At 42.1% G+C, this 25816-nt stretch carries 18 protein-coding genes; 15 read left to right on the top strand and 3 right to left on the bottom strand.

The window, feature by feature from the left end:
• Positions 1-675: 675 nt before the first annotated feature.
• Together QNM18_RS01920 and QNM18_RS01915 are read left to right on the top strand one after the other, a co-directional pair.
• On the top strand, positions 676-1716 hold the full coding sequence (locus tag QNM18_RS01920) for a hypothetical protein (protein ID WP_211013078.1): 1041 nt from the start codon (positions 676-678) through the stop codon (positions 1714-1716).
• Between the two features lie 114 nt (positions 1717-1830).
• Positions 1831-3639: a tetratricopeptide repeat-containing diguanylate cyclase gene (locus QNM18_RS01915; protein WP_211013079.1), complete on the top strand. Its 1809-nt coding sequence runs from the start codon at positions 1831-1833 to the stop codon at positions 3637-3639.
• Between the two features lie 28 nt (positions 3640-3667).
• On the opposite strand, the gene QNM18_RS01910 is transcribed toward QNM18_RS01915, so the two are convergent.
• Positions 3668-4738, bottom strand: coding sequence for a DUF3083 family protein (locus tag QNM18_RS01910; protein WP_211013080.1), 1071 nt, complete (start codon positions 4736-4738; stop codon positions 3668-3670).
• Between the two features lie 215 nt (positions 4739-4953).
• On the opposite strand from QNM18_RS01910, the gene QNM18_RS01905 reads away from it, so the two are divergent.
• From QNM18_RS01905 to QNM18_RS01850, 12 genes are all read left to right on the top strand, one after another.
• Entirely contained in the window at positions 4954-6195 is a 1242-nt protein-coding gene (locus QNM18_RS01905) for a hypothetical protein (RefSeq protein ID WP_284136152.1), read from the top strand.
• A gap of 287 nt (positions 6196-6482) precedes the next feature.
• Positions 6483-7064: an RNA polymerase sigma factor gene (locus QNM18_RS01900; protein WP_284136151.1), complete on the top strand. Its 582-nt coding sequence runs from the start codon at positions 6483-6485 to the stop codon at positions 7062-7064.
• Positions 7065-7431: 367 nt separating this feature from the next.
• Positions 7432-7947, top strand: coding sequence for a UpxY family transcription antiterminator (locus tag QNM18_RS01895; RefSeq protein WP_211013082.1), 516 nt, complete (start codon positions 7432-7434; stop codon positions 7945-7947).
• Positions 7944-8375 (top strand): glycoside hydrolase family protein, encoded by a 432-nt coding sequence (locus tag QNM18_RS01890; protein ID WP_211013083.1) that lies wholly within the window; start codon positions 7944-7946, stop codon positions 8373-8375. The genes QNM18_RS01895 and QNM18_RS01890 overlap by 4 nt, the downstream gene beginning before the upstream one ends.
• A gap of 5 nt (positions 8376-8380) precedes the next feature.
• Positions 8381-10312, top strand: a complete 1932-nt coding sequence (locus QNM18_RS01885; protein WP_284136150.1) for an ATP-binding protein — start codon at positions 8381-8383, stop codon at positions 10310-10312.
• A 1-nt stretch (position 10313) separates the two neighbouring features.
• Positions 10314-10949 carry a Pvc16 family protein gene (locus tag QNM18_RS01880; RefSeq protein WP_211013085.1) on the top strand — a complete coding sequence of 212 codons (636 nt, stop codon included), beginning with the start codon at positions 10314-10316 and terminating at the stop codon, positions 10947-10949.
• 97 nt (positions 10950-11046) lie between these two features.
• The gene (locus QNM18_RS01875; RefSeq protein WP_284136149.1) at positions 11047-13110 is read left to right on the top strand and encodes a tail fiber domain-containing protein; all 2064 of its coding nucleotides are present in this window, start codon (positions 11047-11049) and stop codon (positions 13108-13110) included.
• A 15-nt stretch (positions 13111-13125) separates the two neighbouring features.
• Positions 13126-15171 carry an Ig-like domain-containing protein gene (locus QNM18_RS01870; protein WP_284136148.1) on the top strand — a complete coding sequence of 682 codons (2046 nt, stop codon included), beginning with the start codon at positions 13126-13128 and terminating at the stop codon, positions 15169-15171.
• A 109-nt stretch (positions 15172-15280) separates the two neighbouring features.
• Positions 15281-15706, top strand: a complete 426-nt coding sequence (locus QNM18_RS01865; protein ID WP_284136147.1) for a hypothetical protein — start codon at positions 15281-15283, stop codon at positions 15704-15706.
• Between the two features lie 54 nt (positions 15707-15760).
• Positions 15761-16150, top strand: coding sequence for a hypothetical protein (locus QNM18_RS01860; RefSeq protein WP_211013089.1), 390 nt, complete (start codon positions 15761-15763; stop codon positions 16148-16150).
• A gap of 37 nt (positions 16151-16187) precedes the next feature.
• Positions 16188-16583 (top strand): hypothetical protein, encoded by a 396-nt coding sequence (locus QNM18_RS01855; RefSeq protein WP_284136146.1) that lies wholly within the window; start codon positions 16188-16190, stop codon positions 16581-16583.
• A 28-nt stretch (positions 16584-16611) separates the two neighbouring features.
• Positions 16612-18870 carry a GNAT family N-acetyltransferase gene (locus QNM18_RS01850; protein WP_284136145.1) on the top strand — a complete coding sequence of 753 codons (2259 nt, stop codon included), beginning with the start codon at positions 16612-16614 and terminating at the stop codon, positions 18868-18870.
• 156 nt (positions 18871-19026) lie between these two features.
• Here QNM18_RS01850 and QNM18_RS01845 read toward each other — a convergent pair whose 3' ends face one another.
• Positions 19027-21390 carry a TonB-dependent receptor plug domain-containing protein gene (locus QNM18_RS01845; RefSeq protein ID WP_284136144.1) on the bottom strand — a complete coding sequence of 788 codons (2364 nt, stop codon included), beginning with the start codon at positions 21388-21390 and terminating at the stop codon, positions 19027-19029.
• 180 nt (positions 21391-21570) lie between these two features.
• Positions 21571-22278, bottom strand: a complete 708-nt coding sequence (locus QNM18_RS01840) for a substrate-binding periplasmic protein (protein ID WP_284136143.1) — start codon at positions 22276-22278, stop codon at positions 21571-21573.
• 616 nt (positions 22279-22894) lie between these two features.
• Between QNM18_RS01840 and QNM18_RS01835 the strand changes: the two genes are divergently transcribed.
• Entirely contained in the window at positions 22895-25705 is a 2811-nt protein-coding gene (locus tag QNM18_RS01835; protein ID WP_284136142.1) for a hypothetical protein, read from the top strand.
• Positions 25706-25816: the final 111 nt, after the last annotated feature.

The following is a 25816-nucleotide window of genomic DNA, read 5'->3' as shown; positions in this document are numbered from 1 at the left end:
CAGGATCTATGTTTTTAAAGTGAACTTAGCAATGAAGGTGATGACCTCATCAACTGTCAAAACTACCCATTTCAACTTGCGCAAAGCAAATGAACTCACGTCGCACGCTGTCATCCTGAACTTGATTCATGATCTATGTTTTTAAAGTGAACTTGGCAATGAAGGTGATGACCTCATCAACTGTCAAAATTACCCATTTCACCTTGCGTAAAGAAAATGAACTCGCTTCGCTCGCCGTCATCCTGAACTTGATTCAGGATCTATGTTTTTAAAATGAACTTAGCATTGGAGGTGATGACCGCATCAACTCTCAAAACTACTCATTTCAACTTGCGCAAAGATAATGTTAGCGCCGCGAACTTTGCCATTTGATTTTTTCGCCCTGTTTGTTGGCATTATAGTAATACTCATGTGTTTGTATTTTCTCATGCTAAGAATGAAATACTATTTCTTTAATGACAATAATAGTTCGGCGTACACGTAGTTCATAGATAGACTGAAATTCTGCTCTCATTGCCAATTTTAGCGAACCTACTTCATCTCTTATTATTAGTTTTTGACTTTAATCTAACTACTTATTTATTTTTAATATTTATCTGTAATTGATTGTACTTGAAGTAATACCACAAACCCTGTTATAAACTTCTTTTCGGCATAATAGCAATAGGTAACACTATGTCCAAAAAGGACTTTGTTAGTCATTTACTTACAGAATGTGATGTCATGATCCGCTACGCATCAGGCGAGGGGAAAACCATGCCAAGCTATATTCCAAATACTGTTTATCAACTGCAAAATAAACAAGTTGTAAATGATGGAGATGGTCATAACTTGCTTTTAGAGCATGAGTTGTCAGCGCTGACTAAATGCCACAAAGAATTATCTTTACTTGTTTATCCAGCTAAACCGCTCACATTATCTATTATGGATAAAGAGTCGAGTTCAGTGAGCTGGCTGAGGTTTTTAGGCCCAGTAAAACTTGTTCGGCATATGTCCTTACTTGCACTATTTTTCTTAGTTTCAATCATTGGATTGTCAATTTCACCTGAAGTAAACCAAAAGACAGTTAACGAGGGGCTATTTAATTCTGAGGGCAAAGTATTATTGCTTAACCAACTATTTCTATTATGTTGTGCAGGACTTGGAGCTACATTCGCGTGCTTACATAAATCTCGCAGTTTTATTCGTATGTGCAACTACGATCCTAAGTTCGACTCGACATATTGGTCTATGGTGATAATGGGCTTTATGGCTGGCTTGATGATTGCCGAGTTAATCCCCACTCAGGAAATTACGCAAAATCACTCTTCAATAGGGGACTTTCATAAACCTTTAGCAGCATTGCTTGGAGGCTTTTCTGCAGATGTTATTTATAGCGTTCTTAGTCGTTTGGTGGAAGTAGTGAACCAATTGATGGGAAGTGCTGAGCAAAAAACTAAAGAGAAGGTTAAAAATACGCTGACGCAAGCAGAGTTGGCTGAACAACTACAACAACAAAATAAAGACATTCAAGACTCTATTTCTCAGAACCAAAAAATAAACCAACATCTGCTGTCGACGATTGCAGATGAGCTGACAGTCTCCCAAAAAAGCAAAGAGCAATTAGATTTGCCGTTGGAGTCAATGAAAAAATCTACTTCATTGAAGTCTGCGTCATCTACACAAGCAACTCGAAAGGTCACATTGAATAAAGCGGAGGCTGCAGTAGCTGAATAATACTCATAGCAATGTGCCCCGAGAGTGTAGACAAAACTAGAGCCTGTAATTTATTGTACATTCTAAAATAAAGGATTACATTTAAAACGAGTGTTACACAACAGGCTTGTCTATTTGCAATTATTTATCGTTTTCGCAGTTACCTTGCTTTGCTCGTTATCTGTATCCGCTTTTACAAAAAAGCAGTTGTTGGAGCATGAGTTGCAGGTGGTTCCATCACCTTCTCTTGTGCTGTCCGTGCAAAATCCACCTGCTGACATAGATAATGTATTCTGGTTAACCCTAAAGGCTCGGGCCGCTTTTTTTCGAGGGGATATCCAAGCTGCATCTTCGTATTTTGATGTTGTGAAATATAGTGTACAAGATGCGCCGTTACAGTTGTCTTCTGGTTATTGGTTTCTGTATCGGGCTTTTTTTTCTATAGAACAAGGTGATTTAGATAAAGCAAAGCAATATATTAACCAAGCTCGCTTGAGCTTCACTCACAATAAAGCGACCGATTTTCTTATACGCACCTATGCTATGGAAGCTGTAATTTCCGTCTGGCGCGAAGAGTACAGTTTCGCTCTAAAGTCGTTACAATCCGCACAAAGTTTTATGTCGAGGAGTAACTCAGAACTCGATAGTATTACAAAGCTGATGGTTTATGATGGTCTGACAGCCTATTATTCAACACTTAAGTTTTATGTTAAAGCGCTGGGATATGCGCATCAAGCGCAAGAGTTGGCGAGTAAACACAATAATATTTTGGACGGCTTACCGGTAAAGTACAACCTTTGCTTGACCTTACTTAGGGCACAGCTTATCGACAAAGCTGAGTTATGTTATCAGCAAATGCATGAATTATCAGAGCAACATAATTTACCAAGATATCAGTTTTGGTCTTTATCAGGGCTTGGCAAAATAGCCTTGTCAAAAAAAGATTTTGGCAAAGCCATTGCTAGCCTAAAAGCAGCTCAAGAATCCCAGCAAAATGCGATTATTAACCCTGCACATATTATCGTATTACATAACAATTTGGCTTATGCTTACTCTCAGGTTAAACAGTTTGATAGTGCACTCGCGCAAATCGTTCAATCTAAATCTGTACTGAAGTCATATCACAGCCCACTGAATAACCGTTATGCCCGTCAGACACTGAAAATTGAAGCTGATGTGTATCAATCGAAGCAAGACCTACCACAAACCATTTCCACATTACGGACCTATATTAAGCTACTTGAAGATAACACTGCGCAATCGCAAGAGAGGTTGGAGCTTAACGCAATAGTAGGGACCTCTGTTTTCGATAGAAAAGATCTGCAAATGCGAGCTTCACAGCAAAGTAGTGACTATAACTCGAGCTCATACCAGCGCAAGGATCAAGAGCTGACAAAGGCCTATATTATAATTGGCTTATTGATTACCATTTTATTAGTAGTAGTTGTGTACTATAGACATTCTAGAAGCAACTTAACCAAAGTGCTGCATTACAAAGATCTCAATACTGGCTTATACAATCGCCGCTATTTTATAGAGCAGTTTGAGCGTATTACCAATAATGGTCTCGATTACGCAATGGCACTTATTGAGTTCGATACAGACAATACCGGTGACTATGACAGGTCAATATGTAGCGAAAAAGAAGTGAAGTTTGCAGCGGAGCAGTTATCTATGCAATTTAGAGATGACGGTGACTTGGTTTGTAGAGTGAGTGAGCGCGAGTTTGTCATCTTGTGTCAGGGCATGAAAAAGCCAGTTTTACAAAAACGCTTATCTGTATTACAGCACTTTTTTACAGCACAAAAGCAGTTACATCCCATCAATTTTTCTGGTGCACTAATATGCTCAGAAGAAGGCGACTTTGGTAATATTTTTGCCGAATTGGAAAGTCGCCTTATTCATGTAAAACGCACAGCACATGGACAAGTCGTTGCCTTCTGAATACCTGCCCAATACTTTTTTTGTATTTTTAGTAGCTGTAGCTAATGTGTTGAAAAAAGCGCATAGTTACGTCTTGTTTTTCAGGGTTTATAGGTAACTGGGTAACAAAACGCCTTACCATGGTTTCAACATTATTCATAAATTTACCGTAACCAGCATCTTTATTATCACTATCGCTGGCAACGAGAACAAAATGCATTACGTCGCATAAGTGAGTGGCATCCCATATTGTGTGGGTTTGTCCATCGACTAAAGAAGTATCAAAACTGAGCTTTTGAAGCTCTCTGTTATGAGCTGATTTGTCAATTTGGCTATTACGTATAATCGGCATTCTTCCATCGGCGACAAAGCCGACATGCGACAATTGAAGTTGGCTGCATGTCGTTAACAGCATGTCTTCAATATGTCTGTAAAATGCGCCGTAATCGCCAGGACGTAACAAGTGCTGGTATTCGGTTTTAATGGCGCGAGTGATCGGGACAGAAAAGGTTACATAGGTGATTTCACTGTGTGTTTCGGGCAATGAACAATTGCGAGCTTGGTATCTTGGGTACAAGCTCCTCAATTTGTAACCATATGTCTCTCTGTGGCCCTTAATTTTGGAGAAAATGTCATAAGTTAGATGTTGGTGATCCCTGACTTTGAAGCTTATATTTTCTTCTTCATACTGGGTTTGAAGTGCGTCCAGTGCACGTTTAACTTTACTATGAAATGCTGCCGCATTTGCTCTTAGTTCATCACCGGTTGCTAAAAACAACAGTCGGATCTTTCTCGCTTGATGACCTTCATCACTATAAATCTTGTGCGCTTCATGATACTTAGGGTTGTAGAAAAATAGAATTTGTTTGTCTGTTTGCAAGCTATATGCTTCTTCATGGTAACGCACAACGGGTAGCTTATCGTTGACGATAAGCTGTACGTTGTATAGTTCATATTCATCACAAAGCGCAAACAGCTTTCTAGCGAGGCGCTGATATGCACTTTCAACGTCGTCGAAACGATCATAGAAAGCGCTTTCAGGCTTAAATTCCGCCAAGATATAGTGGTTATTTCGAGCATTAGTTGGAATATAGACGCGATGTAAATTCAATGATGCCATTTTTAGTCCTTAACGATACACCTAGTTTTAGCTCATATTATTGAATTTAAATGACGATTTTATTGCGCTGGAACAAAAGTTGTCACATTGTTACTAAGTCAAGTGTAACAAATATTAACGAACTGCATATATTTGTACCGTAAATTAGAATAGCTCATTGGACAAGTAAATAATTCTCGTTTAAAGTTTGTGTAGTCAATATAGGAACTTTTTGAATGAATTTAATGCCTTTAAGTGATCGGTCTCTCAATTTCATAGCATTAGCTGCTGCTAATAAAAATAATGCAAATTCATGCGATCTCGCCATTGTGGTAGGGCATTTTGACATTGATTTGCTGACAGAATGCGTCAATAAGATCGCAAGTACACATCCAATCATGCAAAGTCGTGTGGTTAAAAAGGGGTTTAGATACTACTGGCAATTTGATAACCGACTTTACCCTGAAAAGCAGTGTTTTGACTGGAGCGAGCAATATAGTGATGTTGAACAATGGCATGCGGCCCTCCGCCAGTTTGTCATTGATAACCCCATAGACCCTTTTGAAGGCTCTCCAGTCTCGTTTGTATGCGTTAAATTTAAAACATATAGTGCGCTGATGTTTCTATCGTCACATGCAGCGTCAGATGCACGAAGTGGCTATATTTTGTTTGAACAGCTGAATGCATTGCTGGCTAAACAGCCAATTCCAAATCAGGACAATAGCTTTTGTGAAGATCATTTACTGTTCAGTAGAGTGACATACAAAGCGATGTTTAAAGCCGGCGCCCGTCTGACATGCGAGTTATTCAAGGCGAAAAAAGAAATTCCTATCAAGGCCTCAGGACAGTGGCAGATTGACTATCATGATCTTGGCATTGAAGCTACCGAGTCTGTACTGGCATGGGCAAGAAAACATCGACTATCAGCAAACGTTGTATTGAACTATGTATTCAACCGCGTATTAAACAATGGAAAAAAATACACCATGATAGAAACTATGTCGTTACGCGCATTGTCCAGTCGAAACTTGTCGTCATCATATAACAATTTAATTCTGTCATTTGGCTCGGATATAGGCGGCGATAGCAATTGGATTCAAACATATCAGTCACGCTTAGAAGCGCTGAAATCTGGTGACCATGTGGTTCATCAAGCTGAGCAGCGTTTGCAGTCTTTTTCAATAAACTTGATGCCTAGGCGAGGGCTTAAGTTACTCGTAGATAGCTATAAAAGATTATTTCTTAATGGTAATGTGATCTTGTCAAATTTAGGGAAATTAGAGTTTGATTTAACAAGTATCGGAAAATGTAAAATTATTGATATTTATAACTTTAGTGTTCCATTACCTCCAGCTGGACTGGCAATTGTTGTCAGTACATATCAAGGAAGATTACGAATTTCGTATGCTCATGAGGGTGGAGATATTACGTCTATCAAACGTGCTGTTGAGTGTGAAATCGCCTCGCTTAATGAGTAAATAGTCGTGTTGAAAGCATGCAAAATTGCGGCAAGTTTTTAGTGAATGTTGACGCCCCAATGATTAAGCAAGCATGCTTTTTGTCTTACTCATCATAACACTTTTCGTAATTGCGGTTACGGGAAATTATGTTCACAACACCACCTATTCTCGATTGAATTATTTTGTTCAACACAGAATTTGGTTATACATCAATTAAGTAATGGTTTATATATTGTATTAATTTTGTTTTCACATAATTCTTAAATGTACGTCTTTCCTCCGATATAAATTTTTTTATTGGAGAAATGATGTTACATACAGGGGAGTTAGTTGCAGCGAAACAAAGGCAACTAAAAGGACATAGTGAGTTTTGGACAATTTGGTTAGAAAACAAAGAAAAATTATTAAGTTGTTGCCATCGGTGGCTAAGAAATGATGGGGATAAGGTAGAAGATGTTTTAGCTCTGACATGTGAAAAAGCATTTAGAGCATATAGCCAGTCAAACTATAAGATTGAAAACGAATTTGCCTGGTTATGTCGTATTGCTCATAACCTATGTATGGATGAGCACAGAGCAAAAGCAAAACACCAAGATATTGTGAATCATGTATCCGAATTACCCGACCATTTTTTTTTCGCAGATAACCAATCAACATCATTAGAAAGTGACCACTGGAATACCAGTTTATATAATAAGCTAGTCAAAGAAATCTCTATACTACCCACAGATCTGCGGTTGGTCATGCAATATAAATTTTTATACGAAATGGAGTACGCTGAAATTGCAGCCAGACTTCAATTATCACTTGAAAATGTGAGGAAAAGAGTGCAACTAGCAAGGCGTCAATTGATCAGTCTAAAGGAAGAATATAGGAAGTACAGCTAAGCCGTTATAATACTTAAATTTTAGTATGAAAATAATAATATAAAAACTCTGTGCAGTCTGAGTAATTATCAATAAATTAATTCACAAATATCGATAGCTAGCGTTTATAAGTCGCTAGGTTTTTGAACATTAGCCCAACCTTTAAAGTGGTCTCTGTAAAAGAGGCCACTTTCTATTTAAACCGCAATTTACATACTTCCGTTTAGTTATCACCGAAAACTTTTCACAAAAAATATGTTGCTTCGTCAGTAGGGTATTACATTCACAATAACCAGCCTTAAGCTGTTTATTGTTAAATCAAACAATAAGGCTTTTCCAACTTGTCCCATCGTGTGGGAGATGTGGCGGAGCGTTTCTAGGATTTGAGATGACAACAATAAGAAATTGGTACGTTGTTTATACTAAGCCGAATACAGAAAAAAAATTCACGGAGCAAGTGTCGTGTATAAAAAGTGGTTGTGATGTCTTTTTACCTTTGCAAGTTGAGAAAAAGCAATGGAGTGACCGGGTAAAATCGGTAAACACTCCTTTGTTTAAATCATATGTATTTGTTTATGTAGATGACTTTGAGTATCACCATATAAAGCGACTTAATGGCTTTGTTGACTACATTAAGTTCAATGGCAAGCCCAGTATTGTAAGCCCTACAGAGGTCGCCAAAATTAAAGCAGTTATTGCATCTGGCTATCGATGTGAGCCTGTCCCAAACCAACTAACTGTTGGCTGTTTAGCTGAGATAAAAGTGGGGGCTTTAAAGGGTTATCAAGGAAAACTACTTGAATACAAGAACGATTCCGTATTTGCAATAGAGATTCAGGGCTTAGATCAAAGCCTATTGATGTCTGTGCCTCAGGATATGTTGCAGATTGTGGAGGCGTCATGAAGCAGTCTGTTTCACAAGAAGCAATAGAGTCTTTAAAAGTGCAATTGATCTGCCATGAAGGCTTGCTATGCAAGCCAACACGAAATGCGCAGGGAGAGCTGATCATAGGTGTTGGCAGAAAACTAGAACATGTAGGGGTGAGTGAACAAGAAGCAGAGCGCATGTTGGAAAACGACATCACTGGATTAATTCAAACACTGGCCCAAGAGCTACCAATTTTTAACCAGCAGAGTGAGTTGCGAAAACTCGTGCTGTTAAATATGGCATTCAGCATCGGTGTCGAGGGGGTAAAGAGGCTAAAAAAGCTATTAGCTGCGCTGTGCGTTGAAGACTATACATTAGCCGCTGATGAAATTTGGCATGGTGGATGGATCAGCGAACATAGCGATAGAGCCATGGAGCTGGCGATTATGATGAAACAGGGGTGATAGCAATGAATTCAGCTGCTGAGCAGGTCCAATCCCAGATTAAAATTGAAAAACAACTCGCACAGCAATTTTTCAAAGTAGGTGCTGCACTGGCAAACAATGATCAGGACTTGCAACAAAATTTGACTGCACTGCAAAAAGCCTTAGACAATCTTGTGCACACACCTAGGTTTGAACTTGTAACCAATGCTTTTTCACTCGACGAGTTTGAGATCAGACTGATCGCATTAATCTATATCCAAACACTTGAGCCCGACATATTAACGCCTTATCTAGGTCTAAGTTGGTATGAACAAGGGCCGCTACTGAGTTTGGACAAACTACTATTTCTTTGTCAATTCGGCGGTAAACGACATCTGATTGCGCAAGGGATCTTTTGCTGCTCTGCTTTTAAATGGGGCCTATTGCAGGCAGGCTCTGTGCCTAAGCTGCACGAAGGTGTTGGCTTGCACTCATGTCTTTTGCAATTTTTGCAAACTGGAAAAGTTGTTTTGACCGCAGAGCATCCGATTAAGATGTATGAGGGGATAGAAACTGATCCGGTGTTTCTCGCTTGCTGCGAGAAATCATGGAATACCGAACAGGCCAATTGCTTTTATATTGATACAAAAGAGTCAGAAACCGCTAGTTGGTATGCCCAGCAGCTTGCTGTTAAATCAGATGCTTTATTTGGTGTATTAAATAACGAGCAGTTCAGTCAGCTTGAGAGCACTGATATGCTACAAATGCTTGCGGGAGTCATACTGGCGGCAAATGGTCAACGCATATTTCTCTACTTATCTGACTTTGAAAGCCTTTTACCAATTGAAAGTAAGCTACTATCAAACGAGTGCCTAGCTGCGGCTAAACTCCATTTATTTTCATTAAATGTAGGCTTTGTTGATAAAACAGCGTTTAAACCACACATGGTTGAGTATAACGCTCCGAGTATTGGCTCCTTAGCAAGAGTTTGGAATACGCTATCACCAATTCATGATGATAAGCAGGCACAGTCAATTGCTGCTCGATACCCAGTGCCCCTCAATAGAATGAACGAATTGGCCCAACAAGCGAAAGCCCAGTCTAATTCACAGTTTTGGTCTGTTTTGCAGGGGCTATGTTTACGGGAACTAAATCAAGGACCTGAGGAGTTGGCGAAGTTATCTGAGCCACGTTTTATGCTATCAGATATGGTTTTGTCGTCGACTGTTGCCGATCAGCTGACAGAATTAGTTGGGCGAATTGAAATGCAGTCCCACCTCCAATCGAAGTTATCGAGGTTCACGCCGGGGTGCAAAGCACTTTTTTGGGGAAAACCAGGTACGGGTAAATCTATGGCAGCTGAAGCCATTGCTGGAGAATTGCGATTGCCACTATACATCGTGAATTTGGCAAATATCGCCAGTAAATGGATTGGTGAAACAGAAAAACACCTTGCAAAGTTGTTTGACGAAGCTCAAAAGCACAATGCGGTATTGATGTTTGATGAAGCTGATGCGGTTTTTGCAAAACGCAGTGTGGTTGAGTCTAGCCAGGATAAAAATGCCAATATGGGGGTGAGCTACTTACTTCAACGCATGGAGCACTACAGCGGCCTGCTGTTACTAAGCACCAATTTAAAATCGAACCTAGACGATGCATTTCTTCGTCGATTCCATAACGTTATTGAATTTACACTGCCAGCAGCATCACAAAGGCTTCAAATATGGCGCCAAGTACTTGCAAATAATGCAAACGAAGCACTGACGCAATCCATCGATGGCTTGGCGCAGCGATTTGAACTTAGCGCCGCGCAAATTATTAATATAACTGAATCTGCATTATTACAACGTTTGATGGTGCAGGAAACGCACATTGATCCGAGCTCATTGGCTAATGCACTTAAAAGAGAGCTTGCTAAACAGCATGAAGGGTTTATGGCGCAGCATGAAATTAAAGCTTGGTTGCAAGGAAACTAATATGGACCCAAAGATTGTTTATAACACACAGCAGGCACTGGAAACCTTTTTAACAGAGCGCATCTTATCAATGAGCAAAGGTGTAGATACGGAGTTAGAAGGTGATATCGCGCTGAGCTTTGTCGCACCAGACAAGGCGTTTTACGACAATAAAGTGAGTGACGAACCAACAGTAAACTGTTATTTGATAGGCGTTGCAGAAGATGTAACTCGTCGACAAAGCGAACCCCCTAGGAGCTATTTGAATACGGCGCAGACCCACCGTGTATATCATAAAGAGCCTAGGTTTGTGTCCCTCACCTATATGTTAACAGTGTGGAGTAAAGCGGATGCTGGAAGTGCAGAGTTGGAGCATATGGTACTCAGTTATTTACTGTGTGGGTTAGGCGCTTATGACTTCTTGCCAGAGGATATTCTGGAAAAGCATGGGGTAGACGACAAACCCTATGGCGTTCGCACTCAGTTATTTGGCAATGAACACAGTGAAAAGGTCAGTGGACAGGTTTGGCAGGCTTTAGGGTCAACGCCTAAACCAACGTTGTTGCTGTCGTTATCATTGCCTGTGCCGGTATTTACTCCGGATATCTTACCCATTGTCCAAGATATTGAAACGCAAATGGATAACAAATCAACTTAATACCTTCATCAATATTCTTGCTCTATTTTACTTGCTACTCCCACTTCCGCTGAGTAGCAATGCTTCTTAATTTACGACTAATCACCAAAGGTTAACTATGAAACATTCAGAACTAAATACTGAACTCCGTGGCTATTTTGAAAATGGAGACATCCCAACCGAACAGGAATTTGAAAAACTGATCGATGCTGCGACAGACAACACAACGACGTTTAGCTTACTGGCACACTTATTTGGCACAACAGTCGATTGCGCAATTAGTGAAGTCATTGCCGACTTAAATGATGCAGAATCTTTGGCAACCGAACTAACACCTTACGCGTTGGTCCCCGGAGAGCATGTCATTTTATACCTTCAAGAGAATATTTCAGAGAATGGGGTATATATCTATAATTTGGTTGAAGCCGAACAGAGTGCTACGCCAACCCTGACAAAACAGTCTATCAATGAATTTGAAGGAATGTTGATAAAGGCCAACCGATCTTTGGACGATAGAGCGAGCTACTATCACTACGTAATGCAAAACGACTCCCAAAATTTAGATTGGTCCAAAATTGAGAATTTTGATGTACCAGAATACTACTCTGAACACCTTCAAAATGCTCGTTTCCCAGCAGCTGTAGACTTGACTCAAAAAGGTGATATCACAAATAGCCGACTCACGGCGAATTACTTAGTTGGTAATGGTGAAGCGATTACAGATCTGAATAACACTAGCTTACCTGCGCAAATTGATTTGACTCAAGTTGCAAATGATTCGAGCATCACAGCTAAGCACATTGTGGGTGACGGTCAATATTTGACTAACTTAGACGCAAGAGAACTAAAGAATGGTCAGGTTTCGCCAGATAGACTGGACTTTGCGCATATAGACGACTTGAAAGTAGGCAGTGACGAAAAGATACTGAATGCAACTCAGGGCCATTGGTTGAATCAAAAAATCCAATCTCTCGGTGCTTACTCATTCAATGAAACCGTTGTCACTTGTGTAGAGACCCAAGTAAGTATTGATCCGGCTTTGCCTCTAAACACACTGGATGGTGTTGGACTTCAATATGGTGACCTCGTGTTGTTAAATGCGCAACATGACCCCCGGGAAAATCGAATATGGCAAGTTCAAATAGATAAAACGTTGGCAATCCCGACGTCTGATATCTCATTGTACCCGGGGGTTGCTGTGGCAATTGCGGCAGGCACTCAACATCAACACAAGGTGTTTGTATTAACCTCTCAATTTACAGATGCGCAAGGCAGCAATGAAAATCATTGGCAAGCGACTGCTCAAGTAACGCTTGCAGGGGCTGGGATCAAGGCCATCAATAACCAGCTTGGAGTTGATATCGCTACACCAGCAGACATAGAGGCAGGCGTATCGGATAAGCTACTTGATGCAGCGCAGTTTAAAGCGCAGCAGTCGTCGGGTTCTGACGCGTTAAAAGCAGATTACAACGCCAAAATCACGGTTCAAAAAGAGCGCATTGATAGTATCTTAGAGGCCAGTGACGCGGATGCTGATTCATTCAAAGAAATAGTTGATCTAATCAATTCTGTTGATACCGAGTCAGACGAAGCATTTGCCAACTATGTATTGACTAACGATGCTCGCAGTTCGCAACTAGAAAGTGACTTAACGAATGAAACAAATACTCGCTCCCAGCAGGTCTCTTCATTGCAAACGAGTTTACAGCAAGAAATTAATAATAGGGTAGCTGATTCGGCAAATCGCTATACCAAATCAGAATCTGATCAACGCTTCCTAAAAGCTGTTAATACCAAGTTAGTAGGCCAAGTGGATATATCGCAGGCGACGTTTGCGGGCGATATGTCTGTCACTGGTGCAATTACTGCGACTGGCGATGTAACAGCATTTTCAGATGCTCGGTTAAAATCAAATATCAAAACAATTGAAAATGCACTAGATGTTGTCAATCAATTAGAAGGGGTGACGTTTGAGCGTGTTGATACACATTCTGATAGACGCTACACAGGTCTGATAGCTCAAAACGTAGACAAAGTTTTTCCAGAGGCCGTTTATAAACAAGATGAACACTTGTCGGTGGCGTATGGCAACCTCGTTGGTTTATTGGTTGAAAGCATTAAGGAGCTCAACAATAAAGTTACTAGTCTGCAGAGCCAGTTAGTGGAACATGAGTCCAAATAACGGGGATAAAGCAAGATGACGTTACAAACAAGTGGTCCAATTTCACTCAAAGATATTGGTGATGAATACCGAGATGAGCAGCCTCATGAACTAGGTTTTTTTAGTGAGCATGTTAGTAAGCTACCTGGCGATACCATAGCTATTAGCGAGTTTTACGGAAAGTCGGCAAAGACGATTCGATTGCAAGACAAGACATTTGAAGTTTATACACAGCGTTCTGCAATTATTCCCATTGCTAATGTGCTAGAAGGCAGTTTTGATGAATACAGTGATGGGCAAGATCCCGTTAGTTTAATCACAGTACTAAACCCACAATTTGGCACCGTACGGATAGATGGTGCAAATATTGAATTTACATCGACAAGTAGTGTGGGGAGCGCAGCACGCTTTGATTATGTTGTTGAAAACAGTATTGGGATCAGAAAAACCCATTTTGTAACCATGTCAGTAGTGGCTGTTCCGCCGATCGTCTGCAACCCTGATACATTCTCTTTGCAACAAGGCGAATCAATTTATATTAGCAAGCAGCAATTAATTGCAAACGATGAAGACGGCTCAGGTACCGGCTTGTCTTTGATCGGGGTGACGAATGCGCAAGGAGGCACAGTATCACAAAGTGGGGACACCATTACTTTTGTCTCAACAGGCCTAGCAGAGCAGCCTGCACAGTTTAACTATCGGGTAAGAAACGGTCATGGTGTAGAACAAACGGGTACTGTGTATATCAATATTACACCATTGCCAGAAATCGAGTCATTTATCTATCGCACAGAGGAACAGTCCGACCAAGCAAGGCACAGCTATAGCCCTCCAACGATGCAAGATATCTTCAATAATTGGGCGAGATTCAACGGTAATGAGTATTTTTTAAATAAGCAAGATGCAGAGGCACGTAACAGTACCAACGCCAAAGCTTGGTATTACAATGCGCCGACAGACAGCGTCGTGATGCCTCTGAATGTCTCTCCACCTAACGGATTTGTGTCAGCCGAAAAAGTAGATAATTATACGTTAGAAGCAACATTGAGCTCGGATAACACTGACAACGATACCATTGGCGTAGTTGCAGCATTTGTCAGAGAAGGCAGTATAAACTATGTACTGACGATTGTGCTCAATACCGGCGGAACGCAGCCTAGTGCTACCGGCTGTGGGGTGTATTTTGGCTACGCGGGAGTTGGAGCAGGGGAGAAATTACTCGGGGAATACAACATTGGTACTGGTGGTGGTTGGAGTAATAAACGGGTAAGGGTAAAAGTTCAGCGTCAGGGAGACATATTTAAGTTTTATGTCACGCCTTGGAATCAAACAGACAACTTCCAATCGGCCAGTGAAATAGTTGTGGACTTGAACAGTGATACAGATCTACATCGCTTTAAAGGCAAACAATCTTACGGCTACATTACATATTCGCAACCGAATTCGACTTATTTAGACACCGATTTACGAGGCGGTTTAGATGTATCAAAAATCTACGATGCGCAAAACAACTACGTCTGGGAGTATATCAACGGCAGTTGGCAGAGGATTTCTGGAAGCATTCAAAGCCACTTAGGCTACATTCGAAAAGTGTTTAATCCACAAAGTAAAGAGCGCTTTTTAATCTCCCAAAATGCGGTTTCCTACATCGGTAATTTGGTTGATAAGAGTCAGTGGAATGATACCTACTTATTGAATGAGACACAGAATGTCTTGGCCGAACAGGCGCTATCGCAACATGGCGCGCCTGCTGGCAGACGCATTTTGGCACTCTACACAGCAGGAAAAGAAGAGAAAAACTACCTTAAAGATAAACCCAGTGTCTCGACAACATCTGCACACACTCACCATAGCAGCAACCCAGGTTTTAATAACTTAGGTACAAAGAATTGGTTTGCGGACAACCTGATAGATTTGACCACGACTGACTTTATAGGCGGCACGGTTGTCATTGAGGGCGGCATAGTCGGACATATCACGCGTATTGGCAATGACAACGGCACTAGCGCGTTTGTGCACTATCAAGTTATGGATTATCGCTTATTTGAGCATATCCCTGATGTCTCTTCCCAGTCTCTCTAATTTATTCGCCGCAAAATAGAACAGTTACGGCGCAGTTACTCAATTCGATTCATTTTCTAACCTGTAGCGCACCAATTCAGGTGCACTACACCTATTCAAGGAGGCCACAATGGCTCAAAAAACTCTCTCTGGTATTCTCGCTGCTATCGACGCAGAGCAAATCGCGGTAAATATGACAGCAACTAAATCCCTATATCGCTATACAGGTATTATAGACCGCGTAAATGCTGTCAAAAAAGATACCAATGTTGATTTATCAACAGCAAACAATGATAACTTTTTAACCAATACATTGAACCTAGCGGATGGAGATAAAATTTTGCTTACCAAGCAATCTACGCCAGCTCAAAATGGGGTTTACCAAAGAATTGCTGACACTCTGAATAAAATTACTTATCCAAACGTTGAACTTGGCAACTTAGTGGAGTTGCTTGGTACTCCGCCTACGTCTTCTACCGTGTTTTATAAACTGATGGAGGGCGATCAATGGAGTGAAGTTTCACTCAGTGATGGTACCGTTGCAGCGGCCGTATAACTTGGTGGCCAAGTGAATTCACTTGGTCCTTTTACATTGAGGTGAGTACCATCAATGACTAATAAATATATAAATATTAATGCATTACTCAATCGCATAATCGGCCATCAACAACATGTAGAGCGCTTTGTGGGTTTTATCGGCGTTGTTGACCGAGCAATTCAGGTGCCTATGAACATCGCGCAGCCGCTGCCGCCAAGTGATTGGCAGTCCACAGTGTTGTTAACTGCACAGCAAAACCCGAGTGAAAATGGGATGTATCAAATTGACGAACGCGGGCTCTGGCAACCGCTCTTTGCAGAGTTAGAGTCTGGCAATATCGTGGCACTTGGTAGTCAAAATGGAGAGTCGAATCAATATTTTAAATTGATTGAAATTAGTTTGCAGAAACAGATTTGGCAGCCTTTTGAGTTGAATGGACTAGACCCGTTACAGACTCAATAGGTGTAAATTGGGTGGGTACAATTGAGCGGGAAACAGTATGGCTAATCTGTTGAGGAAAACCCTAAAATCATTTTTCAAACGTGGAAAAAAACCAACGGAATCACAATTTGCACAGTGGTTAGATGCATGCTTACTGCAAGGCGAAGATGGTATAGAAAAGAGCGAAAGGGGTCTTGAAGTTACGCAAAATTTGAGAATCAAAGGAGATCTTACTGTCGAGGGAACATTTTGGCTCGCTAAGCACTGGCAATCATCGCCGTCTGATGTCGCAACTAAATCGCCAGACTCGCCCCCAGAGGGCGCAATATTCTTATGGTATGGCTCCACACTACCTGCGGGTTATGGTCTTTGTAATGGCAAAGAAGGAAAACCATTATTGCATGCACCGCTCAATAACCCCCATCAACTTCAGTACATTATTAAGTTGCCATAACCCTTACACAATAAAAAAAGGCATTACCATGACAGATGAGAGACTCTCAAAAAAGCCGGAGGAGGTGTTTAATGGCGTCGAGTATGCGACCTTAACACCTGCTCCTATGTCGACCCTATTAAGCGACAAACAAAAACAACAATGCACTTTTCAGAAAACCCTAAATGCTGATATTTGGCCTACAAAACAAGTACCATCAATTTCGGAAAGCTGGCACAGCCAAGCTTGGGTTGAGGTATATTTGGACTCATTGCTCGCGTGGTTACACGATTTAAAAGACAGTAAGGTGCTGAACAAATCTGAACCTGTGTATTTATTGTTACTTGGGTGTGAACGCTACGCATTTGGCTTGGCGTTATTGCAAAAACTATGGCAGGGGTGCCAACAGCAAGGGCTTGGCGATATAAACATCTGTTTGCTGTTGTGCATTGATGATCAAGCTATGCAGACACAGCTAGTTCGTCATCCAGACTTTAATGAGTATTATCAAAACGGGCAGGCCCGCATAGTAAATTGGGATATGACTTCATGCCAGCCAATACCAAGTCATGATATTGACGGTGAAACCCTTGCGATAGCAGCAAATCCCGCTGCGTGTTTAGCTCATGGGGTATTTTCTCAGTTGCCACAAGCAGTTTATTACATGCACTATCAAGATATTTATTGTGCCGAAATTGCCTGTCTCCAAATCCCGGGAGAGCTAGAACAAACACATAGCGACAAACACCATCAAGAGCTGCCACTCTTGTGGGATTTGAAGACAGCTCAAAGCGTGGCAAAGAAAGACGATAAGCAGCGTACAGTCTATCAGTGGAGCAAGACTAATGTAGATAGAGAAGTCGAGCAGGTTGAAAGAGAATTAGCGCCACAATTGGGTACGGTGTTTAGAAAACTTATCGGCAGAGGAGTAAGCCAAGCCGTTGCTATCCCACTCACAGCGACCCAGCTTTTATTTCAGCTCGAGCAGAATTTTTCAAAAGGTTTGTATCAATTAATTAGCGATAACATGGTCGCAGACAGTGGTATTAATCTGCCAAAAGTTTTACCGAATACAGGGCTAGATTTACCAGTAGACATGAATATGCTGAGTTTGATGAACCCTTGCTCTTATAGCTCTGAATTTGAAAAGTTACATGGCAGTGATGTGGCTATCTATATGAGCATGAGCCATGAAAAATCAGATGAATTTAACTACACACGGCATGTTTTCGAGAAGGCTTGCACTTATCGCTCACCAATCTGCCAAGCTGAAATTAGTCAAAGTATTAAAAGCAGAGCGAGGGAGCTAACTGAAACGCAAATCTTAGCTTATATCAGACAAAGCAAGTTCGACCCAAAAGTGTTGGCATTTTTTATACCCAGATTGCTTAAAGAAGGCGTATTGGTCGAAAACCGTATGCAGTGGTGCCATGTTCTGTCGCAAGTATGGCAAAACCATATTATTGACTGCGCACATGAATCCTTTGCCTTTGAGCTCGGTTTACTGGCCATTGATTTTAGTCATTGGGTTTTAGCAAAAAACTGTATGTTGGCCTGTATGGAGATCAATGGTCCAAACACTGCGTATTTACATAATTTAGCGCTGGTGGCATGGGCTACAGGCGAGCTTGAAATTGCAGCTCAAAGCGCGGAGTTGGCGCTCGATTTTAGCCCTCAAGATGTGCAAGTTAAAAAGCTTAATAGGGACATTGCAAATTATCTAGATTACTGTCAACACATAGCTTGGTTCGACATGAAGCAAGAGAGTACTCAGTGTGAGGCATCCGGGTTGAGACTTTTACCCCTTGGAGAGCACCAGCTAGGGGAGTTTTATAGTCAATACCGACGAGGTGAAATTGCTGAGCGTTTGCGTGGTGTAAAGCTCAATCAATTCAGTCAGCTAACAGGGATATGGCCAACTTGGCTTGAAGAGGGTTGCAGCGGCAAGAAGGCCCACTATGCACTTGTTCATGATTCGTTTGGCTTTGTGGGCGCAATCATCGTAGACTTTTATCCGACACCAGATGTCAGCGATAAGCAAAGTTCGCAATGCAATGCGCATCTATCTTTCTGGGTTGGATGTGACTACCAAAATCGCGGCTTTGGAAAAATAGGCGTTAATTTAGCTGTTTTAGCGATTCAGAGCCTCGCAAAAAGCCTGAATATATCTCATATTAAGACCTCTGCGTGGGCACACAATACTGCTTCTCGGCGTATTTTAAAGCGCGTTGGATTTACAGCGTTAAAGGAGACACAAGGCACTGGGGTTGAGCAGGAAGTGTTTTATCAATTGGCTTTGGCTAAGTAGAAATCCAAGCGAACACTAAATATCAACAGTTCCGAGTTAACTTAAAATCGGGTCTGCCTAAAATCACGCATTGATACAGCGTGGCTGTATTACAATTTGGTTCAAACGACACAAAATCTTGCTTTAAGGGTGAACAGTTTAACAACACAAACTCAACTAAAACTGCATGCTTACTGTCACCATAAAGCTGCGTTTGGGCTGTGGGATCAGAGAGTTTGCCCAGCCTTGAGAACGCTGCTCAAAGTCGTCGCCACTGGCTGCGGCTTCTGCGCCGGAATGGTAGTAGATTTCATCAAAGAGGTTCTTCACCTTAAATGCTACTTTGAACGATTCGAATTGATAAGAGATATTCGCATCAACGGTTAAGTAAGCGTCATTTTCTCTGTGTTTTGCGCGCAGCGCGTTTCTTAAATACAGAGGCTTACTGGCTATCCAGTTGGCTCTTAAATTTACATTGAATTGGTCACTGACAGGCACATTAATACCCACATTAATTTTATGCGGAGAAATATCGCCAAGCTCTGTATCGAGGTTACTACATGGATCATATGACAAAGTATGTTCCTGAGCTATTTCATGGCAGTTTTCGATCCCGTCACCAACCCATGTTCCGAGCTCATGGTCGTAGCTGACACTGCTTTTTGACTTCGTGTAGGTGTAGTACAGATAACCGGTGATATTGGCAGCGTCTGTCATGAAGTTACTGAACTCAAACTTGCCGCGATACTCTAGTCCATAAGTGCTGCGTTTTCCTGCGTTTTCAGCCTCTTCTTTAATGACATCGTCGTATCTGGCAGTAAACAGTGACAGGTCGTGCAGCCAGTTATCTTGTTGGTACATGTAGATGACTTCAAAGTTCTCCGCTTTTTCGGGCTTCAAGTTAGGGTTTGCGGCTCGGCCGCTCCAGCCTCCCCACAATTGTATTGGAGCGGGTTCCTGAAAAGCCGTACCGTAAAGTAACTTGACAGTTGATTGATTAGAGAGAAAATAAATAGCTGACGCTCTGGGGTTGGTGGTGCTGCCGTACAGACTGTTTTTGTCATGTCTTAGCCCTGCATTAATGCGCCAGTTATTGATGTTCCAGATGGCCTGAATGTAGGCCCCTCTGTCAGTTAAACTGGCTAAGTTTTCGTCGGGCATCTGGCTTAATGTATCAGGTTGGATATTAATAGTACTGTCTGTGTTGAGTGCAACTCCATCACCCGCGGTTTCGGGCGTATCTGATGAGCAGAATGTCTCTGCAAAATAACCACAGGCATCATATGCTTTAGTCAGTTCCTTATCCTCAAACTTAATACCGCCACTTATTTTTAATTGTTCGCTGTAATCGAACTCGTAATCTTGTTTGAAAAGCCAGCTTTTATTAGAGGTTCGCCAGTGCGAAATAGTCAGTGTTGAGACAACCTCTGGACCAGTCAGTGCAGTTGACCCTGGAAAGGCCTCAACCCAGTAGCCACCATTATTACTTTTTCTGCTGAGCAGCATAGTGTCTACCTGCACTTTGTCTTGTAACGAACCGGCATGGCGCAGGTAAAACTGTTCAGAAGTGCGATACCACTGGGCCGCTGGCTGGGCTCTGTCATGAGGGTATTGTGGGCCCCAGCCATGACGCATGTCCCATTCAATAATTCCCAAAGTCAGGTTTTTAAATGTCACATCGGCCAGAACTCCCCATTCCCTTTGTGGGTCGTGGTAGCTGCCAAAGTCGTTGTATTTAGAGCTGTGAGGACAGCCATCTGCATCGCAATTAGCTGACAGAGCAGTGTCGTAAATCACAGGTCCCCAGATATCTCGGTTACTCAATAGTTCGTTACTTACAAACCCCCAGGGAGCTAGATCATCAATATCTGCTTCATCACTGGAGTAGTATTTTGCAGACAGGTTATAGGTCAGTTTTTTGTGGTTGCCACCTGCGGTTAGGTCAACGCTCTGGGTATCATAGCTACCTGACTGAACGTTCACTGTAAAAAAGTCATCATTCTTATACCTATCTTTAGCATTTGAGGTAACCAAGTTTATGATCCCTAAAAATGCATTGGGTCCGTAAACTGCACCAACCGGGCCATAGAGTACTTCTATACGCTCGATGTTGGATAGTGGATAGTTTTTTGACAGGGTAGCTTCGTGATACCACAAATGGTTATCTACTATACCATTGACTAGCATCAGGGTGCGCTGGGTGAGTGGTGTTCGATAACCGCGCTGATAGGTGATCACGCCGCCATTACCATTGGTTACTGTGCTGTCAAATCCAGGTAAATCTAGAATGACCTCATCAATACTGGTGTAACCACGCTGTTTAATATCTTTAGCAGTGATGATTACCATAGCGGCTGGGGCATCGCGCAGTGTTTCTTCAATACCGGAAGCAGATGACACGGTTAGGTCGAGCAAGTCTTCAAGACTGAGCTCCATTAATGTGCCGGACTGCTCATTATGTGCATACGTTATTGAACTGGTGAGCAGGGCGGCGGAGCATATTAGGGCTACTAGGTTTTTGTTGTGATGTATTTGAGTCATGCTTTCGCCTTAACCCTACGAACTGCAGCGGATCAATGACTGTGTCGCACAATCAAAACGGTGATCTTTTTTCGTCAGCGAGGGTCTTACCTATATCTTTGGAGGGTAGGCTATACCGCTTGTTTGTCAAGATTTGATGGTAAGAGGACTGTGGATAGGGCTGGCGGACGGGATCGCAGTTTAAGGGGAAGTTTTTTCCAACTGCTCAAAGGCTAGTTTAAGCGCCTCAATAAATTGCACGTCAGTAGATAAACTCGCCACGACATAGAGCTCTTGGCTGTCATCTATGGCCTGATGACGTATGTATTGAGGAGCATGCTTGGTCGCAATTTGGGCAGGAATATGAGAGGCAAACATAGTGTGCACCCTGCCTTTACTAAGCATTTGCCATGCTTGCTCCATATTGGCAACGACAACAAGGTTGTCGGCTTCTGTAAAACCTAAACTCAGAAGCTTACTTTCTTCATAACTGCCCCGGATTGCGACTGTTGTATAAGTAAGGGCATCCTCGATACTGGTTACACTGATTTTTCCACTACGCAGAGAATAAAAATCATACTTTAAGGTGGTGATTTTATAGAGCCAGTGAAACAGGGGAGTACGTTGGTGCGTTTTTGCCATGGAAAAGAGCAACACATTGGGTTGGTTCAAAGCCATATTATAAGCGCGTGCCCAAGGAGCAACCTCGATATTGGTTTCAATACCTGCCAGGGTAAGTGCTTGATTGACCTTAGACACGGCACTACCAGAAAGCCTGTTACCCTCACCTACTATGGTATAGGGGGCAAAGTGTTCGGTATATACAGAAAGTGCATTATCCTGAGCGTTTATTACGGTGCAAAAAAACAGAACGCCAGAGATAAAGGAGCAACCAAAGATTCGTGACATACATGCTCAGACAAGCCAAATTCATCATAAGTTTAGTTACGACCAACCTATTTTGCACAGTCTGAATTGATGTGTTAATTACCAATGGCCCCCACACCTTATAAAAATGAAGTGACACCCAAAGCAATCTTTGCTTGTGCTGTAAAGGTTCTGAGTACTCCTGTACAGATGTGACCAGTATTAATCACCCGAAGGCTAGCCCTGAGTACCACAATATCAGTCCCCAAGAAAAAACATGCCTCTACGGTAGGCATTGGGACTACGTCGGCATTTGCAAATAAGGCGGTCAATAGTAAGACAACAAGGCTATATATGCGGCGCTGACCAACTAAAAAAGGATTGACTAAGCCGCTTGATTTGTCGCATAGCGACGGCAAACGCACTCGTGATAAAGACTACAAGGATTGAATCGGCAAGCAAAAAAACAGCTAGCTTTGGACATCGGAGCAAACTCGTATCGATGCTTTGAAAGTGGCGTTAAAAGATTAGCTGCTTATTTCACCTCGCCAAGGCATACACTTTTTATTGCCTCACCATGAAAGGTTTACGGCTTGTGAGTTCCCAACAATCCTACCACGACTCATTTCGATACAAGCAACAAAAGGAAATCATCTACATGCATCAACAAGAAGAGTTAGCTACTTACCCAACGCGCACCGCGTCTTCGGTAAGCAATGCACTCAATTCAGACTCAGTGAACGTCGATTTGCTGTCATCAGGTGTCGATGTCGCCAAGCGTTACGCTTCCCAAGTAGTTTGGGACCATTTCAAAGGAGATGCCACAGCTAAACTGATCATCTCAAGTGTATTTAATTATGCGGTTACGTCTTTAAAATCCTTAAACCCTTGGGTAACTGCTATTTCACAAGCCTTGCTAATGCTAGCCAAAGTGCCCCCAGGTGTTGTGTCTGCAGTACTGTGGGCTGTGGGAAAAATTTGGCTGTGGGCGGCCAATAAGTTTTACAACGGTGGCTGGATCGCTACAGCATGGGGTGATATAGATGAGCCCTATATTTATCAATGGCTTAAAAAAGGAAGTGATGCTCATGGAGCATTGCGTGCATTAGTTGCAGACTTGCAAGCTTGGGTGCAGTACATCCAAGATAAACTTGCTAGCCGCGTAGCCCGTTTAATCGGAGTATCTGAAGCTGATGAAGCAGATGACTCAGGACAGCCCGCAGATGAAGAAGAGCAGTCATCTCCCAATATTGTCGATAATAAATTCGTTTCATTGGGTATTAATCAACCGGAGCTGATGGATTGGGAAGATGGAGTCAGTAAGCCAAAGAGAGCGGGGCTTCATGGTACTGGTGTGGCAAAAGTAAACTTGCTCGGCCAGCAATTTGGTGGGGACGTAGATATCAAATTACCCTTTGGTAGTGGTTGGGAAGTGTCTGTTAAGCCCGTATTTGCCAGTCAGCAGGGGGTCGGGTTTAGTGGTTTTATCGCAGCGCATCAGGTTTTAGGTGATGAGTTAGTGATAAATGAAGAAGGCCTATCTCGTTTTAAAGCCAGTATTGTAGGGCTTGATATTGCGAATAAGCGTGTGTATTCAGACTTAATGTCACTGGATTACAACAAGCAGCAAAAAGAAGTGCATTTTGCAGGTGACGCACATGTTCCTTTGTGGGACAAAAAAAAGCTGGATGGGGAATTTGACCTAAAACTTGATACCGCAGGTCGATTCAAATCTGGTAGAACAAAAATTTCTTCGTCAGATACGTTTGAAGTGATCCCTAACTTCTTATCGATTAGCAACCCAAGTGGTGAAGTTGACATTGCAAAAGACACCGCGCCAGAGTTTGAAGTCAGTACAGATGCTTCTTTACATGGTTTACCAGGAGGCGTTAAGGCATCTATAAGCCAAGCTAAGGTGATGTATCACGACGAGCAACTAGGCGGTGAAATTGAGCAAGCAGATGTTGAGATCCCGGTCAGTAAACATACGACCATGACGCTGGCAATGACAAAGGCAAAGTTTACTAAAGACGCCATTGAAGCTGAAAACGCTTATATGGATCTGGAGCACGACAACTCCAAGGTTTTAAACAAAAAGGCCATTGTTGAATCAGACTTTTTCTCCGGTAATTTTGACTTTGGGAAAGTGTTTGAACTCAAACAGTTAAAAGTGCATCAAGGGCTGAATTCACTCAAATTTGAAGGTGGAAAGTTCACTTATGAAAAAGATGAAAATAATGGATTGCAGTTACTTAGAGCACGCATATTAGGGCTGGAAGCATACTACGATAACGAAAAACGCGAAGGTGGAATATCGGGAGAGTGGAAGAAGGGCATTAGTTTTCCTGCATTTTCCTTAGATTTTCCAGTCGGCGCTGGCGTTGCTGGAGTGGGTGTAGATATCACTGGAGGTTTTGATTTCGCAGCCGGAATTGGTGCTCGGATTCAAAACAAGGAAGAAGATAACACAGAAACGCAAATGCTCTTCAATGTATTTGGTGAAGCCTCTGCCAGTGCAAAAGCTAAGGCCAGAATTGAAGCCGGGGCGTTTGTTGGCGTCCCATACTTGGCCAAGGTTCAAGGTGGGTTATTTGGTGAGATACGTGGCGGTATTGAGGGCAAAATCTTGACGTCGGGTCGTTTAAAATACACCCGTGGGCAAGGTGGAGATAGCTTTGGGCAGTTTGGTATCGATAAAGATTGGCCAATGCAAGGTGACTTCAGCTTAACTGGATCGTTAGAAGCTGAAGTTGGGGCATCCATCAAAGCTAAAGTACTGACATTTGAAAAAGAGATTGCATCTGTTTCCATAGGAGATTGGACCCTAGGTGAATATACGCTAGATGGCACAATTAAAAGGAGCCCGAATGGCAAAGGTTACATCGTTGAACGTTCACAAGGTAAGTTTGTCAAAGACAAGCCTGAACCCGTAAAAGTAACTAAAGAAACACTCTCTGTTGACAAATGGGTCAATCAGCTAGAGAAAGACCACAGTCACATTGAGTACACAGAAGATGAAGCGAAGAGAAAGCTGCCAGAAGTTGCGAGGAAAACGGTTTATAGCCATTTGAGCCCACTGCAAAAAGAGGATGTGAGTGAAAGGTATACTAACTTGCTCAAGTTGATGCCACAGCGTCTTAAGTTTGTAAAAACCTATCAAAAAATCAAAGCGGAGAGAGATAAATTACCTACCAGTGGCACTTATATATGGACACCCAAAGTTTGGAATGAAGCGGTTCAGCGCAAAAGTATTTGGATTTTTGAGTTTAGTACTAGCAAGGCACAAGTCGCAGAGCAGTTGGAGAAATACCACAAGACTCACTCAATATTAGAACGCAGAGTGATCCTCGCAAAACTCGAAGAGATTGCAACAGACTATCGTCAGAACAAGTCTAAAAATGAGGACAATAAAGAAGCTGCGAAAGACTTTTTAGAAAGTATAGAAAAAGAGCGACTCATTTTGATGTAGCTTTGCCGCTATCGTTGTTGATTATTCAATGCGTGTAATACCTTGTAATAGCCATTCATTTGTTTGTTTACTATGTTGCTCTCTAGATTTGAGCGGGTGCCATTGCGCAGC

Origin of the sequence: Pseudoalteromonas obscura, from assembly GCF_030135505.1 — a bacterium.
Lineage (GTDB): Bacteria > Pseudomonadota > Gammaproteobacteria > Enterobacterales > Alteromonadaceae > Pseudoalteromonas > Pseudoalteromonas obscura.
This window is presented reverse-complemented; position numbering and strand designations above follow the sequence as displayed.

Coding starts and splice junctions, on each gene's coding strand:
- QNM18_RS01865 (WP_284136147.1), top strand. CDS start 15,281: ATGGCTCAAAAAACTCTCTCTGGTATTCTCGCTGCTATCGACGCAGAG.
- QNM18_RS01905 (WP_284136152.1), top strand. CDS start 4,954: ATGAATTTAATGCCTTTAAGTGATCGGTCTCTCAATTTCATAGCATTA.
- QNM18_RS01845 (WP_284136144.1), bottom strand. CDS start 21,390: ATGACTCAAATACATCACAACAAAAACCTAGTAGCCCTAATATGCTCC.
- QNM18_RS01835 (WP_284136142.1), top strand. CDS start 22,895: ATGCATCAACAAGAAGAGTTAGCTACTTACCCAACGCGCACCGCGTCT.
- QNM18_RS01900 (WP_284136151.1), top strand. CDS start 6,483: ATGATGTTACATACAGGGGAGTTAGTTGCAGCGAAACAAAGGCAACTA.
- QNM18_RS01870 (WP_284136148.1), top strand. CDS start 13,126: ATGACGTTACAAACAAGTGGTCCAATTTCACTCAAAGATATTGGTGAT.
- QNM18_RS01890 (WP_211013083.1), top strand. CDS start 7,944: ATGAAGCAGTCTGTTTCACAAGAAGCAATAGAGTCTTTAAAAGTGCAA.
- QNM18_RS01910 (WP_211013080.1), bottom strand. CDS start 4,738: ATGGCATCATTGAATTTACATCGCGTCTATATTCCAACTAATGCTCGA.
- QNM18_RS01850 (WP_284136145.1), top strand. CDS start 16,612: ATGACAGATGAGAGACTCTCAAAAAAGCCGGAGGAGGTGTTTAATGGC.
- QNM18_RS01895 (WP_211013082.1), top strand. CDS start 7,432: ATGACAACAATAAGAAATTGGTACGTTGTTTATACTAAGCCGAATACA.
- QNM18_RS01860 (WP_211013089.1), top strand. CDS start 15,761: ATGACTAATAAATATATAAATATTAATGCATTACTCAATCGCATAATC.
- QNM18_RS01855 (WP_284136146.1), top strand. CDS start 16,188: ATGGCTAATCTGTTGAGGAAAACCCTAAAATCATTTTTCAAACGTGGA.
- QNM18_RS01920 (WP_211013078.1), top strand. CDS start 676: ATGTCCAAAAAGGACTTTGTTAGTCATTTACTTACAGAATGTGATGTC.
- QNM18_RS01840 (WP_284136143.1), bottom strand. CDS start 22,278: ATGTCACGAATCTTTGGTTGCTCCTTTATCTCTGGCGTTCTGTTTTTT.
- QNM18_RS01880 (WP_211013085.1), top strand. CDS start 10,314: ATGGACCCAAAGATTGTTTATAACACACAGCAGGCACTGGAAACCTTT.
- QNM18_RS01885 (WP_284136150.1), top strand. CDS start 8,381: ATGAATTCAGCTGCTGAGCAGGTCCAATCCCAGATTAAAATTGAAAAA.
- QNM18_RS01875 (WP_284136149.1), top strand. CDS start 11,047: ATGAAACATTCAGAACTAAATACTGAACTCCGTGGCTATTTTGAAAAT.